The following is a 15,840-nucleotide window of genomic DNA, read 5'->3' on the forward strand; positions in this document are numbered from 1 at the left end:
TGACAGTTATAATTACAGAAAAGTTTAAAAACAGTAGAAAAGCATTATGGCAACACTTACATCAAGAGAAGAAGATTACAGTAAATGGTATAACGAACTGGTAATAAAAGCCGATATGGCTGAAAATTCCGGGGTTAGAGGATGTATGGTTATAAAACCTTATGGATATGCTATTTGGGAAAAAATGCAACGTCAATTGGATCAGATGTTTAAAGATACCGGACATGAAAATGCCTATTTTCCTTTGTTTATTCCTAAATCTTATCTGTCTAAAGAATCGGATCATGTGGAAGGTTTTGCCAAAGAATGTGCTGTGGTTACTCATTATCGATTAAAAAATTCTCCTGACGGAAAGGGAGTGATTGTTGACCCGGATGCCAAATTGGAGGAAGAATTGATTGTTCGGCCAACTTCTGAAACCATAATTTGGAATACTTATAAAAACTGGATTAAATCTCATAGGGATTTACCTATTTTAATTAATCAATGGGCTAATGTAGTTCGTTGGGAAATGAGAACTCGATTGTTTTTAAGAACTGCTGAATTTTTATGGCAAGAAGGACATACCGCCCATGTATCCAAAGAAGAGGCTATTGAAGAAGCTGAAAAAATGTTAAATGTTTATACCGATTTTGTTGAAAACTTTATGGGTATTCCTGTAATTCAAGGGGTAAAATCTCCTGCGGAAAGATTTGCAGGTGCTGAAGAAACTTATTGTATTGAAGCTATGATGCAAGATGGTAAAGCGTTACAAGCCGGAACTTCTCATTTTTTAGGTCAGAATTTTGCCAAAGCATTTGATGTGAAATATCAATCAAAAGAGGGTAAACAAGAATATGTTTGGGCTACCTCTTGGGGAGTATCTACACGTCTAATCGGAGCTTTAATCATGTCTCATTCCGATGACCATGGATTAGTACTTCCTCCCAATATAGCTCCAATCCAAGTAGTTATTGTACCTATTCATAGAAATGAAGAACAATTAAATGCAATTTCTGAATTAGCAGATATACTTATCTCTCAACTTAAAAAGTTGGGAATTAGTGTTAAATTTGATGATAGAACTGAATATAAACCGGGTTGGAAATTTAATGAATATGAGTTAAAAGGCGTACCGGTTCGGGTTACCATTGGCCCTAAGGATCTTGAAAATAAACAAGTTGAAATAGCTCGAAGAGATACTTTAGAAAAGCATCAACATTCTGTAGATGGTTTAGCTGAACATATTCAAGATTTATTGAAAGAAATTCAACAAAATATTTTCAATAAAGCAAAATCACACAGAGATTCTTTAATTACCGAAGTAAATTCTTACGAAGAATTTAAAAAAGTATTGGACGAAAAAGGCGGATTTATTTCTGCTCATTGGGATGGTTCGTTAGAAGTGGAAGAAAAAATAAAAGCTGAAACGAAAGCAACCATTCGTTGCATCCCTTTAGATGATAAAGAGGAAGAGGGAGTATGTATATATTCAGGGAATCCTTCCAAAAGAAGAGTCTTATTTGCAAGAGCTTACTAACTAATCTATAGTACTTTTTATTGAACAGATATTTGTACTATTTTCAAATATTAATTTATTTTTCAACTCAAATATGAATAAAAATTGCCTTAATTGAATTAAGGCAATTCTTTTTAAACTAGTGTCTTGAAAAAAGTTAAATTTTTAAATAACAGTAACAGATAAATTTTGAATTCATTTTTATATTCTTTCGGCATTAAACTCATGGGAGCAGGAATGAAGATTGCTTCTTTATTTCATCCTAAAGCAAGACTTTGGGTACAAGGAAGGGCTCATGTCTTCACGGAAATACAAAATAAAATTTCACCAACGGATCAAGTGATTTGGATGCATGCATCATCTCTTGGTGAATATGAACAAGGACTTCCTGTGTTAACTGCTTTAAAGAAAAAATTTTCAAAACATAAATTTGCTCTTAGTTTTTTTTCTCCTTCCGGATATGAAGTGGTTAAAAATAATTGCATAGCCGATCTTATATTTTACATTCCCTTAGATACTCCATCAAATGCCAATCAGTTAATTGAACTCTTACATCCAAACTATGCTATTTTTGTAAAATATGATTTTTGGTATCATATATTGCAAGCTCTTGCGGCAAAAAAAATACCTACTTTATTTATCTCAAGTATTTTTCGTCAAGACCAGATATATTTTAAGCCTAACGGAAAATGGTTTGTATCGATTTTAAAGAAAGTAACTCATTTTTTTGTACAGGATGAAAATTCAAAAAAATTATTGAAATCCATCGGCATTCAACAAGTAACGGTTTCAGGGGATACACGTTTTGACAGAGTTAAAATGTTAAGTAAACAGAATAACCACTTAAGCTGGTTGTCTTTGTTTAAAGGAACCAACACCTTAATTGTTGCAGGAAGTACATGGAAAGAAGATGATACGCTGTTAAAAAACTTTATTAATTCTTCTTTCTTTATGAATTGTAAGATACTTATAGCTCCACATAATATGAATCATGAATATTTTCAGAAATTAAAAGCGGAGTTATTACCTAAAACGGTATTATTTTCAGAATTAAGTCACACCCATCCTGCAGACTATCAAGTCCTAATTTTAGATACGGTTGGTATATTGACGAAAGTTTATTCCTATGCCGATATTTCTTATGTGGGAGGTGCATTTGGTAAAGAAGGGGTACACAACGTATTGGAGCCGGCCGTTTTTGCTTCTCCAGTTTTATTCGGACCCATTTATGATAAATTTATCGAAGCCGTAGAATTAATCCAGTGTGGAGGAGCAAAAGTAATTCACAATCAAAATGAATTTAATGAAGAACTCGTTGAATTACTTACAGATACAAATAAAAGGTATAGAATGGGTGAAAGGGCTCGCGAATATGTTTTTAGTAAACCTGATTCGGTTCAAGTTATTGTTGATTATTTGGTTCATTTACAACAATGAACTTAAAACTTAATTTTATAGGTCATAACATTTTAATTAAAATTATAATCAATAAAAAATTGATCATATAATTTTTAATGATTCTGTTTATGGTTGGTTGTGAAAAAAATAATAACTGGAGGCAATGTAAATTCCGGCAGTTTCTGTCCTCAAACGATTCTCTCCTAAACTAACCCCTATAGAGCCTAAAGAATAAAGTTCTTCTACTTCTTTTTTAGAAAAATCTCCTTCCGGTCCAACCATTAAGGTTATTTCTTTTTCTCTGTTTAACGTTTCGTTTAAAGAGATCTTCTCATATTCTTTATAACAATGGGTAAGGTATAATTTTGTATTCGAAGATTGTATAAAATCCTTCAAAGGTGTCAATGGATGGAGTTCAGGAAAATTTATTCTCAAAGATTGTTTACAGGCGGTTTCAATTTGTTTCTTGATTTTTTCCGTATTTAAAATCTTTCTTTCTGAATTAGTACATAAAAGTGGGGTAATTTTAGATATTCCTAATTCAACTGCTTTTTCTACAAAAAACTCAAATCTGTCTATATTTTTAGTTGGAGCAATAGCAATATGTAATCCATTTTGTCCTCTATTTGAATGGGGAAGAGTTTCAATTATTTGAACCTTAACTTTCTTTCCTGTTATTTGTAATTGTCCTTTTATTAATGCTCCTTTTCCATTAGTCACATAGACCATATCTCCTTCTTTCATTCGCAACACTCTTACTATATGGTGTTCTTCTTCTTCCCTTAGTTGTACTTCATTCGGATATATCTCTCCTATAAATAATCTCATGAGATCAATCTTATATTTAACAAATGTAATTATTTACCGGTGAATTGAGATGATAGTATTTATTGAATTAAAGTTGTATAAATTTTTAAACCATTTGCTTCAATTTCAACATAATCTCAAATTTCACTTTTCTATTATCACTTAAATTTATTCAATTCCACTACTTTTTTAAATTTAGGAAAAAAGGACAGATTAATATAATTAAATCTGTCCTTTACTATCATTTACTTACTAAAGTTTAGTTACTTAGCTTTTGTCTTATAATGCTATAAAAGTCCTAAATTAAATTTAGCTTCTTCGCTCATCATATCTTTATCCCAAGTTGGTTCGAAAGTAATTTTTACATTTACTTCTTTTACTTCATCTATAGCACCGATTTTTTCTTCTACTTCCATGGGTAATGTTTCTGCCACGGGACAATTAGGGGTTGTCAAGGTCATCAATATTTCCACGTCTCCATCTGTACTAATCTGTATATCATAAATTAATCCTAGTTCATAAACATCCACGGGAATTTCAGGATCGTAAACCGTTTTTAATTTTTCTACGATTTTTTCGGAAAGGGATTGTATTTGTTCTTCGTTTAAAGACATGTTAGCAAAATTCAGCGTATGCTTGTTTTAAATTTTCAGCAATTATTTCCGGAGAATGACCTTCAATATGATGTCTTTCTAAAAAATGAACCAATTCTCCATCTTTAAAAAGTGCTATGGACGGAGATGAAGGTGGAAAAGGGGCAAGATGTTCTCTAGCGGTTTTAACTGCATCCACATCAAATCCTGCAAATGAAGTTGTTAAATGATCCGGTTTTTTTCCTTCGCCTTCTACAGATAATATTACTCCGGGACGAGCTCCTCCGGCAGCACATCCACAAACAGAATTAATTATTAATAGGGTTGTACCGGGTCTTTTTAATGCTTCTTCTACTTTTTCTGATGTGTTTAAATCTTCAAAACCTTTATTTGTTAATTGCGCTTTCATTGGCGCAACCATTTCTTCTGGATACATATTTTATATTAGTTTTTATTGTTATACAAAATTAATTAATGTTTATGATTATTACAAATGCCCTATCTTTGACAAAATATTTCTTGAAATTTTATGTAATCAAAAGTCTCAATAATATCATCTTTGGAAATGGTATTGTGATGAAATGCATATTATATGAACCAAAAGTATACGAAAGAAGAACATTTAAAAGGATATAAGCTTATAAAATATTTGTTTGAAAAAGGGACGTGGAATAAAAAATATCCTTTAGCTATGGTTTATTGTCCTTCTCCTGAATTTTTGGTAACCCATAAGGTTGGAGTGTCCGTTTCTAAAAAAATTTTTAAACATGCAGTGGATAGAAATCGGGTAAAAAGACTTTTGCGTGAATGTTTCCGCTTGCATAAAAATGAGCTAAACAACACTTTTACAACATCTCATTTACTAATGATTGTCTATAATGGTAAAGACAAAAAAATACCTGCCTATAAAGAATTGGAGAGTTGTTATTTAAAATTGCTTGAAAAAATTAAATCTTCTGATTAATTTATTTGGTTTGGGATAATTTTTTTAGTCCTTTTATTATGAATACTATTAAAATGCCTACAATAGCAAATAAAATTGAATAAAAATATTTATCGTTTGGATCGGTAGTTATCCCATAACTATAATTAATTCGCGTTGCATTAAAAATTATTAAGAGGACAAAAGCTAAAAGAGTAAGATTTAAAAAATATTTCATCTTTATATTTTTACAAATATACAAAATGAGATCTTATTTTTTAAGGAGATACTTTTTCTAACAAAGAGGTTATGTTTGCAGTAAATAACTTAATGGAAATAGCTAATAAGATAATACCGAAAACTTTTTTCATAATTGAAATTACTCCTTGTCCTAAAATTTGTTCTAATTTACCCGAATATCTTAATACTAAATATACGACTACCATATTAAGAAGTATGGCTATGATTATATTTTCCGTATGATATTCGGCTTTTAAAGCCAATACGGCGGTTAAAGCTCCTGCTCCTGCTATTAAAGGAAATGCCAAAGGAATTATGGAAGCAGAATGCGGCTCATCGATTTTATTAATTTCAATTCCCAAAATCATTTCCAGTGCAATAACAAATAAAACTAAAGCACCTGCTACAGCAAATGAATATACATCAATTCCTATAAGTTTTAGTAATTTATCACCAACGAACAAAAAGGATATCATGATTGCACAAGCAACCAATGTTGTTTTTTTAGCCTGAAGATAACCGACTTTACTTTTTATGCTTACTATTACGGGAACACTGCCAAAAATATCTATAATGGCAAATAAAACCATAAAACAACTTGCTATTTCCTGGATAGAAAAATGTAAAGGCATAGTAAAATTATATTTTTAAAGAATTTTGTTAATTAAATTTCCTAAAAAGTTTTTAGGCGCTCTATTTTTTTATATTTAATTTCTTAATTAAGTCTTTAGCTTTTGTATATACAGATTCTAGGGATTCTTGTTCTGTTACGCTTGAATATCGTTCAATTTGAGATTGAATAACCATATTCTTCCATTCTTCTGAAATTTCATCTCCTAATCTCTGAGCTAATTCATCTTCTAAGTCTGAAGTTGAAACAAAACTATCTTTTTCTAAATTTAAATATTGTTTTGCTGCTTCTATCAAAGTCTTTTCTAAAAGAATGTAAAATTCTTTTTTATCTGTTCCTTCTTGTGCTAAATGATTTAATTGTGATAATTCATTTTTAAAATCATTAGTAATGTTAGAGCTTGTATAAGGTAAATTACGTGATGTAAATTTTTTTTCTTTATTTAATGAATCAAACGATTGTTCTTCTTCTTGTTTTTTTAGCTTATTTTTTTTATTTCTTTTTATTATTAATATACAAATTACCAGAATAACTATAATTGATATAACTCCTGTAAATAATATAATTATCAATATTTTTCCTAAGCTGTTATGGTCTCTTTTCAACACTTCAGTGACCTTATTTTTAATAGCAGATTTGGGATCATATTGGTCGACATCACTCGTGTCCTTTTTGATGACCGTACCGGTTTTTTCATCATTTTTTGCTAAAGTATTAGCTAATACTTTAATAGGAATTGGCTGTACTATTAAACTTTTATATTTCTCATCTATGGGATCAAAATAGCTAATTGATTCTACATTTATATTATAAGTACCCTCTTTTTGAGGAACTAATATGGTAGACGTATTTAATTTTCCTTTTATGCCTTGTACGGTTGCCTCTGAATCAAATTTACTTTTAGGGGTATATTGTTCTATATCATCAGATAATAGAAGTCTTGGAGATTTAAGAAGCGTAAGATTTCCCTTACCATTTATTTCTACATTTACAGTTACTGCTTCTTCTGCTTGTAAATCTTTTTTGTTTGCTGAAGCTCTCATAGTAAATTGACCAACCAGCCCATGAAAATCTTTTGGAGCATTATCAGGAAGTCTTTTAACTTGTAATGTAACCGGTGCAGATTTTATATTTAAATCGTGTTCATCAAAAAATCCATCCGGAATTGTTAATGTTAAGGTAAACGGATTTATGACAAGGGTTCCCGATTGAGTTGGAAACATAACATAAGTCCCTATAACTCTTGAAAAATAGGATTCACCATTAATTATTTCCTGTTCGTAGGTATTGCTTCTTTCTTTTACCGGTTGTACAAATATTCCCTGCCAATCCGGAGAAACCAGATTGGTCATACTATTGAGTAATTCAATCCTTCGAGTATAAAATTTTAAATTAGCAACTACCCCTTCATTTTGATACGGATTCTTTTCTGATACTTTAAATTTAAGAAATACTTCACCCAATTTTGAATTAAAAGCTGTGTCATCTTCACTTCCACTAGGATTTCCTGACACAGTTATTACGGTGGGCTTGGTCTCATATTTCCTATTATTAACAGTTATTTGTGCGGCATCTATACGGATATTACCCTTTTTAACAGCTCTTAATATAATTTCAATTCCATATTCGAAAACACTGTTCCCTTCATCATCAAAGCCTTGGTTCTGAATTACCTGCCTGCCAATTACCTGCGTATTAGAAAAAGAAGGTAATTTTAAACGCCCCATATTTTTAATTTCTTCATTTTTAATGGAAAGTAAAAATTGTAGGCGTACAGGCTCATTGACTCCTACCTCATTTTTTTGGGGTATGAGTTGAAAAGAAACCTGAGCTTTTGCCCAAATTCCGCTTAAAAAGATAAGTAAAAAGAGTATTACATATTTCTTCATCACCAATCTTTGCTACTTTGTCCTTGATTTGAATTAGCTCTTTTATTAATAATCTTTTGATGCGCTCTTTTTTCTTGTTCTTCCATTGCTCCTAAAATATTTTCATAATGTTGATTAGAGGCATCTGACAGATTAGCATTATTTGTATCTGCTTGTGATTTCTGATTGTTTATTGAATTTTTTTCATTTTTATTGGGCTGTGTTTCTTTATTATTTAAAGAATTGTCTTTATCTTTTTTATTGGTTAAATTATCTGTTTTATCTTCTTTAGCATTGGATGAATTCTGCTGATCTTTTCCATTTTGCTGAGAATTATCCTTTTTATCTTTTTTATCTCCTTGGTTCTTATCTTGATCTTTGGAATTTTGCTCTTCTTGTTTTTGTTGAGCTTCTTTTACTTTTTGTTTTGACATCGTATAATTATACCTCGCCTTATCATCTTTCGGATTTAATTTCAAAGTATTTTTAAACGCTTCGGCTGCTCTTTCATATTCTCCTTTTTGAAAATAGCTGTTTCCCATATTGAATAAAGCATTGGCTTTTTCCGACTGATTTGCTGCCAATTGGAGTGATTTTTCATATTGAATCAATGCGTCATCATATTTTTTTAGTTTATACATGGCATTTCCTAAATTGTAATTAGATCTATATGAATCTTCTCCGTCTTGTATCGAATTTAAATAATTAGCTGCTGCATCTTTATAAGATTCAGCCAAATATTTATTATTACCCTCTAATAAATGCTTTCTTGATGCTTTCGTCTGAGCTTGAAAAATATTTATTAGTGAAATAAAAATTATAACTAAATATTTATTTTTTAAATACATTTTAACAAAGATACTAAGATTAAATCATAAAATCTCTCCTATAATTTGTTAAAGAAACAATAAAAATAACTAAAAATGCGGCTCCTATAAAATAATGAAAATACTGTTTTGTGTCGTAATTAATACTTACGGATTGGTTTGTTTTGTCTAAGGTGGACATGGATTTAAATAGCTTAGTAACAACATCTTTTGTATTATGACCGCCATAGAAATATTTACCTCCGGTTCCTGCTGCCAATTGTTTTAATGTACTTTCTTGCAATTTCGTTAATACAATATCCCCATTATCATCTTTTTTGTATTCTGAATATTTACCTTCATAAAATAATGGTATGGGAGCTCCTTGAGTTGTACCTACCCCTACGGAAAATATGGAAATTTTATTTTTCTTTGCCGTATTTATTGCCCGTTTAACGTCTCCTTCATGGGCTTCTCCATCAGATATTATAAAAATTACTTTGGATGTATTGGATGTTTGAGATAAAAGAGTGGAAGCTTTTAAAACGGCATCTGCTATATTTGTTCCCTGGGTTGTAATAAGATTGGTATCAATACCATTTAAGTAGAGCTGAGCAACGCTATAATCACTAGATAAAGGCATAATGGGATAGGAATTTCCTGCAAATGCGACTATTCCTACTCTATCCCCCCCTAGTTTAGATAAAAAATCACAAACAATTTTTTTGGCTTTTTCCAATCTTGAAGGAGCTATATCTTCTGCATTCATGGATTTGGAAACATCTATTACGAAAACCAAATCAATTCCTTCACTCTTTACTTCTTTTTTTTCTGTTCCTCCTAAAAAGTTAGCTAATCCTAAAATCATCAGGATATAGGCTATAATTATTCCTATATTACTTAAAATAAATTTTGAATAATTTACCTTTCCAAAAATCATTTTTTGAAAACTTGGTTCAGCAAATTGATTTATTTTGGACTTTTTCCATTTTATGAGATATAGTAATCTCCATAATAGAAAGGGTATGAATAACAATAAATAAAAATATGATATTTTCTCAAACTGCCAATTCATAATATCTTTTTAATTTATACTTCTAACTACAAAGCCTCTTAAGAATAATTCTAGTAACAAAAGTATTAATGCAGGAAATAGAAATATTCTATATTTCTCTTTATAATTATAATATTTTAAATCATTTATATCTGATTTTTCTAATTTATTTATTCTATTGTAAATATTTTGAAGACTTTCCGAGTCAGTAGCTCTAAAATAGGCTCCGCCTGTTTTTTGGGCTATTTTCTTTAATAAATCTTCATCAATTTCCACTTTTTGTTTTTCAAAATAAATTTTTCCGGTAAAGCGGTCTATTTGAGTAGGAAAAAGTGCGTAGCCATTAGTACCGATACCTATGGTATAGACTTTAATTCCTTCAGCAGCTGCAATATCTGCTGCAACAATTGGCTCTACATATCCGTCATTATTTACTCCGTCTGTCATTAAGATAACTACTTTACTTTTTGCCTTACTTTTTTTAAGATGATTGACAGCTGTAGCTAAGCCCACCCCTATAGCCGTTCCTCCTTCCAATGTCTGCGTCCTTAGATTTTCAATTTGTTGAATAAGAATTTTTCTGTCTACCGTAAGAGGAACCATAGTAAGTGCTTCCCCGGAATAAGCAATTAACCCGATTCGGTCAACATATCTTTCTAATGCAAATTTCTGCGCGACTTTTTTAAGTGCTGATAATCTATCCGGATTCAAATCCTTTGCTAACATACTTAAAGAAACATCTACAGTCAGCATGATATCTATTCCCTTATCGCTCTGGTAAACTTGCGAGGTGCCTATAACTTTAGGTCTTGCCATGGCAAATATTAAGAGCGCTAGGATAAGCAAACGTATCCAAAATAATAAAGGCCTTAAATATGTTTTATAATTTTTTTCAGATTTAAAAGCAGAGACATTCGGTATCGATACGGCCTTTGTCTTAGCTTTCGTTCTAAATTTTAAATATATAAAAATGGGTATTACCAGTAAAAGAAGTAACATCCAAGGATAACCAAACAGTATATTATGATTCATCTTGCAGCTTTATTTTAGGTGAATCTGTTTTAGTAAGATTTATGAATTTAATTGCCTTTTCCATATGTAATTTCGCTTCTTCCGGAGTTGGTTTATATTTCGCAAACTTTGCCAAGTCTGAAGTTTTGAAAATACCGCTCAGATTTTCAATTTCATTTTCATCTATCCATTTTTCTTTTTTTAAATACTCCAACAAATCATCAGATAAAAGTTTGGTTGCCGGAAAATTCCAACGAGCTTCCATATATTCTTTTATTATGGATGTTAATTCTGAATAATATTTTTTATATAAATCTTTAGCTATATAATTAGATTTCTTGAGCTTTTTCAATCTTTTAATGGCTAATACATCCGGTTCGCTTTTATAGGTTTCCGATTTTTTCTTTTTTCTTCTTATAAAATAGATGATTACACAAACTAGGATTACAAGTAATATTAGTACATACCCTAGATAAGGCTGTATATAATCCCATACATTTTTAGGAATCTGTACAATACTTTTAATATCGAATAAAGGAGTTTTTACGCTATCCGTAACAACAGGAGCTACCGTGACTTTATAGGAAGGAGTAAAATATTCTTTTGAATTGACTAAAATTCTTTGAGGCGGAACCGAAAAAGTTCCTTCTTCATAAGCTGAAAAAATTATACTGTCATTTATAAAAATAGAATTGTTTTTACTTAACGTATCTTTTTTTTGTCTTAAAACTTCAAATTTTTCACTGAGTGTATCTGTAATCGTTGGAAAAATTATGGTATCCTTTTGACCGGTTTTAACTGTTATTTTTAAAACAATAGGTTCTCCAAATTTTATATAATCTGTAGAAATTTTGGAAACAGGGATTTGTGCATGAATAAGTATTGCTGCTATAAAAAAATATACTATGAAAATTTTAAACTTCACAATTAATGATGTCCTCTAAAATAATTAAACAATATTTTTATATAATCACCTTCGGAAGGAATATTTACAAAACCGGCACCATTTTTAATAAATGCATTTTCTGTTGTAGTAGTTAATCGCTGATAATATGCTGAATATTTATCTCGAACAGTTTTTGAAGAAGTATCTACCCATTGCAATTTTCCTGTCTCTAAATCTTCAAGATAAATTAAGCCCATATCGGGAAATATTTTCTCCCAACGATCGTAAACTCGAATCCCTGTAATATCATGCTTTTTAGTCAATATCCGTAAATTTCTTTCAAAATAGGTGACATCAAAATCAGATATAAGAAAAATGGTAGATTTTCTTTTTATAGTTTTTATAATAAAATCAAAAACTACCGATAAATCTGTTTTAGTATGTTTAGGCTCTGCTTCTAAAATCGTTTTTATGATTCTTACAATATGAGCATTTCCTTTTTTGGGAGCAATAAAATAATCAATTTTATCCGAAAATAAAACCAACCCTACCTTATCATTATTTTTAATGGCAGAAAGAGCAAGAGTTGCTCCTATTTCAGCAACCAATTCTTTTTTTAATTGTTTTTGGGTTCCAAAATTCATCGAGGCGCTAATATCTATTAAAATCATAGATACCATTTCTCTTTCCTCTTCAAATATTTTTACAAAAGGTTCATTAAAACGGGCTGTTTTATTCCAATCAATTTTTCTGACATCATCACCAAATTGGTATTGACGAACTTCTGAAAATGTCATTCCTATGCCCTTAAAAGAACTGTGATATTCTCCTAAGAATATTGAATTAATTCTTCTTTTAGACTTTAGCTCAATAAGCCTTACCTTTTTTAGAAGTTCTTCTGTCGTCAATTTTTTTGTTTTTTATAATACTACGGAGCTTTTACTGAACTGAGAATTTGATCAATAATATCCTCGGAAGTTATATTTTCTGCTTCTGCCTCATAGGTTATTCCGACGCGATGACGAAGGACATCTTTGGCAACGGATTTAACATCTTCCGGTACTACAAATCCTCTTTGGTTTAGAAAAGCATTTGCTTTTGCCGCCAATGCCATACTTATGCTACCTCTAGGGGAAGAGCCGAAAAGTATGTAAGGTTTAAGATTTGGCATATTATATTTTTCAGGATAACGGGTAGCAAATATCACATTTAGGATATAACTTTCAATCTTTTCATCCATGTAAATTTCTTTCACCAACTCCCTCGCCTCAAATATTTTTTCTAAAGTGATAATTTTCTTAACCTCATGTTTTTCTCCTGAAATATTTTGTCTAAGGATTGTTCTTTCTTGTTCAAAATCAGGATAAGAAACAACACATTTTAACATAAATCTATCGACTTGAGCTTCAGGGAGTAGATAAGTACCTTCTTGATCGATAGGGTTTTGTGTTGCCAAAACCAAGAACGGTTCTTTCAATTTAAATGTTTCATCTCCAATGGTTACCTGTTTTTCTTGCATGGCTTCCAACAGAGCTGATTGAACCTTAGCCGGAGAACGATTAATTTCATCTGCCAAAATAAAGTTAGCAAAGATAGGCCCCTTTTTAATAGAAAAATCGTTTTCTTTCATATTATAAATTAAGGTTCCTAAAACATCCGCAGGTAATAAATCAGGCGTAAATTGAATTCGAGAAAATTCTCCATCAAGAGCCTCTGCAAGTGTTTTTATTGCCAATGTCTTTGCTAATCCGGGAACACCTTCCAATAAAACATGACCGTTACTTAATAAACCAATTAACAGGCGGTTAATCATGTATTTTTGACCAACGATCACCTGATTTATTTCTTTACTTAGTAAGCTAAAATCTTTGCTTTTTTCCCGTACTTTTTCAATAATAATTTTTATATCTTCGGAAGTCGATGTATACTCCATGCTTTCTAAAAATTAGCTAGCTGCAAAGTTCACTATTTTATTCTAATTGTGCTGCTAATAAATCGTTAAAATTTATATTAAAACTCCTAATTTTATGTATTTATAGCAGTATAATTATATAATTATATTTTTTTTATATTTATAGCTTAAATAATTATCCGTAATAAAGTTATTAACTTTGTACGATATAAATTTGTTTTATGGACTCGTCAACAATAACAAAACCTAAATGGATTCGGGTTAAGTTGCCTTCCGGTAAGAATTATAAAGAACTTAGGGGAATTGTAGATAAATATAAGCTTAATACGATTTGCCAAAGTGGAAGCTGTCCAAACATGGGAGAATGTTGGGGTGAAGGCACGGCTACATTTATGATTTTGGGTAATATCTGTACCAGAAGTTGTGGGTTTTGTGGTGTTAAAACAGGGCGCCCCTCTGAAATTGATTGGGAGGAACCCGAAAAAGTTGCGCGTTCTATTAAATTAATGAAAATTAAACATGCGGTATTAACTTCCGTTGATCGTGATGATCTTAAAGATATGGGATCTATTATTTGGGCGGAAACTATAAAAGCAGTACGCAGAATTAGTCCCGGCACAACCATGGAAACTTTAATACCTGATTTCCAAGGAATTCACAGGCATATAAATAGAATTTTGGAAGCTGCCCCTGAAGTCATATCCCATAATATGGAAACGGTCAGACGATTAACTCGTGAAGTACGTATACAAGCAAAATATGATCGAAGTTTGGAAGTTCTCCGATATATGAAAGAACAAGGGCAACGAAGAACAAAAACAGGAATTATGCTAGGTCTTGGAGAAAAGCCTTCTGAAGTTTATGAATCTATTAGAGAAATACATGACGCCCGAGTTGATGTAATCACAATCGGTCAATATTTACAACCTAGTAAAAAGCATCTTCCTGTAAAAGAATTTATTTCGTTGGAACAGTTTAAAGATTATGAGGATTACGCTAAAAGTTTAGGAAATTTCAGACATATTGAAAGCAGCCCGCTAGTTCGCTCATCTTATCATGCTGAAAAACATGTTAATTAAACGATCTCTTAAGATAGTGTAAGTGGAGAATGAAATGATGTTTTTTTTCTAAAATTATATTTCAGCTATAATCACGATTCACTAGAAAAATCATTTCACTTACTTCGTAAATTCAACTTTATAAATTTTAGACCATAATTTTCCAGTAATTAAGAAAGTATCTCCATCAACATAGGCAATCCCATTCAAAACAGCTTCCTCATTGGTTTGGTTCATTTTAACTAAATCCGAAAAATCTGCTTTAGCAACCACAATTCCTGTACTAGGATCTATTTTTAAAATGATCGGTTCATCAAAAACATTGGCATAAATAAATCCGTTAGCGTATTCCAATTCATTAATCCTAGAATAAATATTTTCATAACCAATCACTGAAATACTCTTTTTTAAATTAAAATCTTTATCATAAAATTTTAATTCTGAAGACCCGTCAGAAACAACCATTTCATCTCCTATGGTTGTTGCTCCCCAACCTTCATATAAAGTCCCCGGATAGTTGAATTCTTTTAAAAGTTTAAAATCTGATGCTTTATAAATGAATCCTTTTTTCTCTCTCCAAGTAAGTAAATATAATTTCTCGTTTAGCAAGGCAAAACCTTCTGCGAAAAATTTAGGGTCTATTTTAACACTTTGAGAGTAAGAAGTTGAACCTAATTTATATTTAACTAATAATGATTTTCCATAGAGTCCTGAACTTTCCGTAATCCATCCGTCTTTATAGGTAAATCCTTGTGTAAATAATTCAGGATTGTGTGGAAATTCTTGGATCAATTTATAATGTAGATCCTTTTCTTTTTCGTTTGGAAACACGGTAAAAGTTGCATCAATTTCTTTTTTATATTTTCCGTTATAATTGATTGTGAGCACTATATAATTTGTTCCCAACTTAGCATTGGACTCATCTAAAGTAAGATTTTTTTTATCGTATGTTTGATCATTCAATTTAATACTATACGAATCAATAATTCCATCTTGGGTATTAAATTCTAAAGGTAATTTATCTCCTATGTGTAAGGGTTTATCATCTAATTTATCGAAATTGGTACTAATACTAATATTCTTAGGATCTTTACAACCCACTATACTTATAACAATCAGCAAACATAGTATTAGTTTTGTTATTAGATTTTTCATT

General features: G+C 30.8%; 16 protein-coding genes. 4 read left to right on the forward strand and 12 right to left on the reverse strand.

What is annotated here, in order from left to right; genetic code table 11:
- Positions 1 to 46 precede the first annotated feature (46 nt).
- Together proS and GYM72_RS08505 are read left to right on the forward strand one after the other, a co-directional pair.
- Positions 47 to 1,519 carry a proline--tRNA ligase gene (gene proS / locus GYM72_RS08500; protein ID WP_370626042.1) on the forward strand — a complete coding sequence of 491 codons (1,473 nt, stop codon included), beginning with the start codon at positions 47 to 49 and terminating at the stop codon, positions 1,517 to 1,519.
- 168 nt (positions 1,520 to 1,687) lie between these two features.
- On the forward strand, positions 1,688 to 2,935 hold the full coding sequence (locus tag GYM72_RS08505; protein WP_255571493.1) for a 3-deoxy-D-manno-octulosonic acid transferase: 1,248 nt from the start codon (positions 1,688 to 1,690) through the stop codon (positions 2,933 to 2,935).
- Between the two features lie 87 nt (positions 2,936 to 3,022).
- Here GYM72_RS08505 and GYM72_RS08510 read toward each other — a convergent pair whose 3' ends face one another.
- From GYM72_RS08510 to GYM72_RS08520, 3 genes are all read right to left on the reverse strand, one after another.
- The gene (locus GYM72_RS08510; protein WP_220264094.1) at positions 3,023 to 3,724 is read right to left on the reverse strand and encodes a 16S rRNA (uracil(1498)-N(3))-methyltransferase; all 702 of its coding nucleotides are present in this window, start codon (positions 3,722 to 3,724) and stop codon (positions 3,023 to 3,025) included.
- Positions 3,725 to 3,990: 266 nt separating this feature from the next.
- A complete protein-coding gene (locus GYM72_RS08515; protein ID WP_160556911.1) occupies positions 3,991 to 4,317 on the reverse strand; it encodes a DUF59 domain-containing protein in 327 nt (108 codons plus the stop codon).
- A gap of 1 nt (position 4,318) precedes the next feature.
- Positions 4,319 to 4,732: a BrxA/BrxB family bacilliredoxin gene (locus GYM72_RS08520; RefSeq protein WP_160541676.1), complete on the reverse strand. Its 414-nt coding sequence runs from the start codon at positions 4,730 to 4,732 to the stop codon at positions 4,319 to 4,321.
- 156 nt (positions 4,733 to 4,888) lie between these two features.
- Here GYM72_RS08520 and rnpA point away from each other — a divergent pair, with 156 nt between their 5' ends.
- On the forward strand, positions 4,889 to 5,260 hold the full coding sequence (gene rnpA / locus GYM72_RS08525) for a ribonuclease P protein component (RefSeq protein WP_166004719.1): 372 nt from the start codon (positions 4,889 to 4,891) through the stop codon (positions 5,258 to 5,260).
- A 236-nt stretch (positions 5,261 to 5,496) separates the two neighbouring features.
- Here the strand turns inward: rnpA and GYM72_RS08530 are convergent, their stop codons facing one another.
- The 8 genes from GYM72_RS08530 to GYM72_RS08565 all read right to left on the reverse strand — a co-directional run bounded on the left by GYM72_RS08530 (position 5,497) and on the right by GYM72_RS08565 (position 13,647).
- On the reverse strand, positions 5,497 to 6,090 hold the full coding sequence (locus tag GYM72_RS08530; RefSeq protein ID WP_105296814.1) for a MarC family protein: 594 nt from the start codon (positions 6,088 to 6,090) through the stop codon (positions 5,497 to 5,499).
- Positions 6,091 to 6,151: 61 nt separating this feature from the next.
- On the reverse strand, positions 6,152 to 7,978 hold the full coding sequence (locus GYM72_RS08535) for a BatD family protein (RefSeq protein ID WP_220264095.1): 1,827 nt from the start codon (positions 7,976 to 7,978) through the stop codon (positions 6,152 to 6,154).
- The gene (locus GYM72_RS08540) at positions 7,978 to 8,694 is read right to left on the reverse strand and encodes a tetratricopeptide repeat protein (protein WP_220264096.1); all 717 of its coding nucleotides are present in this window, start codon (positions 8,692 to 8,694) and stop codon (positions 7,978 to 7,980) included. Before GYM72_RS08540 ends, GYM72_RS08535 begins: the two co-directional genes overlap by 1 nt.
- 130 nt (positions 8,695 to 8,824) lie before the next feature.
- On the reverse strand, positions 8,825 to 9,838 hold the full coding sequence (locus tag GYM72_RS08545) for a VWA domain-containing protein (protein ID WP_220233591.1): 1,014 nt from the start codon (positions 9,836 to 9,838) through the stop codon (positions 8,825 to 8,827).
- 9 nt (positions 9,839 to 9,847) lie between these two features.
- Positions 9,848 to 10,849, reverse strand: coding sequence for a VWA domain-containing protein (locus GYM72_RS08550; RefSeq protein ID WP_160556906.1), 1,002 nt, complete (start codon positions 10,847 to 10,849; stop codon positions 9,848 to 9,850).
- Complete coding sequence (locus tag GYM72_RS08555) at positions 10,839 to 11,753, reverse strand: BatD family protein (protein ID WP_220264097.1); 915 nt, start codon at positions 11,751 to 11,753, stop codon at positions 10,839 to 10,841. The genes GYM72_RS08550 and GYM72_RS08555 overlap by 11 nt, the downstream gene beginning before the upstream one ends.
- Before the next feature lie 2 nt (positions 11,754 to 11,755).
- Positions 11,756 to 12,622, reverse strand: coding sequence for a DUF58 domain-containing protein (locus GYM72_RS08560; protein WP_220264098.1), 867 nt, complete (start codon positions 12,620 to 12,622; stop codon positions 11,756 to 11,758).
- A 20-nt stretch (positions 12,623 to 12,642) separates the two neighbouring features.
- Positions 12,643 to 13,647 (reverse strand): MoxR family ATPase, encoded by a 1,005-nt coding sequence (locus GYM72_RS08565; protein ID WP_220264099.1) that lies wholly within the window; start codon positions 13,645 to 13,647, stop codon positions 12,643 to 12,645.
- 200 nt (positions 13,648 to 13,847) lie between these two features.
- Here GYM72_RS08565 and lipA point away from each other — a divergent pair, with 200 nt between their 5' ends.
- Positions 13,848 to 14,705, forward strand: coding sequence for a lipoyl synthase (gene lipA, locus GYM72_RS08570; RefSeq protein WP_220264100.1), 858 nt, complete (start codon positions 13,848 to 13,850; stop codon positions 14,703 to 14,705).
- Positions 14,706 to 14,804: 99 nt separating this feature from the next.
- Here lipA and GYM72_RS08575 read toward each other — a convergent pair whose 3' ends face one another.
- The gene (locus GYM72_RS08575; protein WP_220264101.1) at positions 14,805 to 15,839 is read right to left on the reverse strand and encodes a glutaminyl-peptide cyclotransferase; all 1,035 of its coding nucleotides are present in this window, start codon (positions 15,837 to 15,839) and stop codon (positions 14,805 to 14,807) included.
- Position 15,840: the final 1 nt, after the last annotated feature.

This window comes from Apibacter sp. ESL0404, assembly GCF_019469245.1.
In the GTDB taxonomy this organism is placed as follows: domain Bacteria; phylum Bacteroidota; class Bacteroidia; order Flavobacteriales; family Weeksellaceae; genus Apibacter.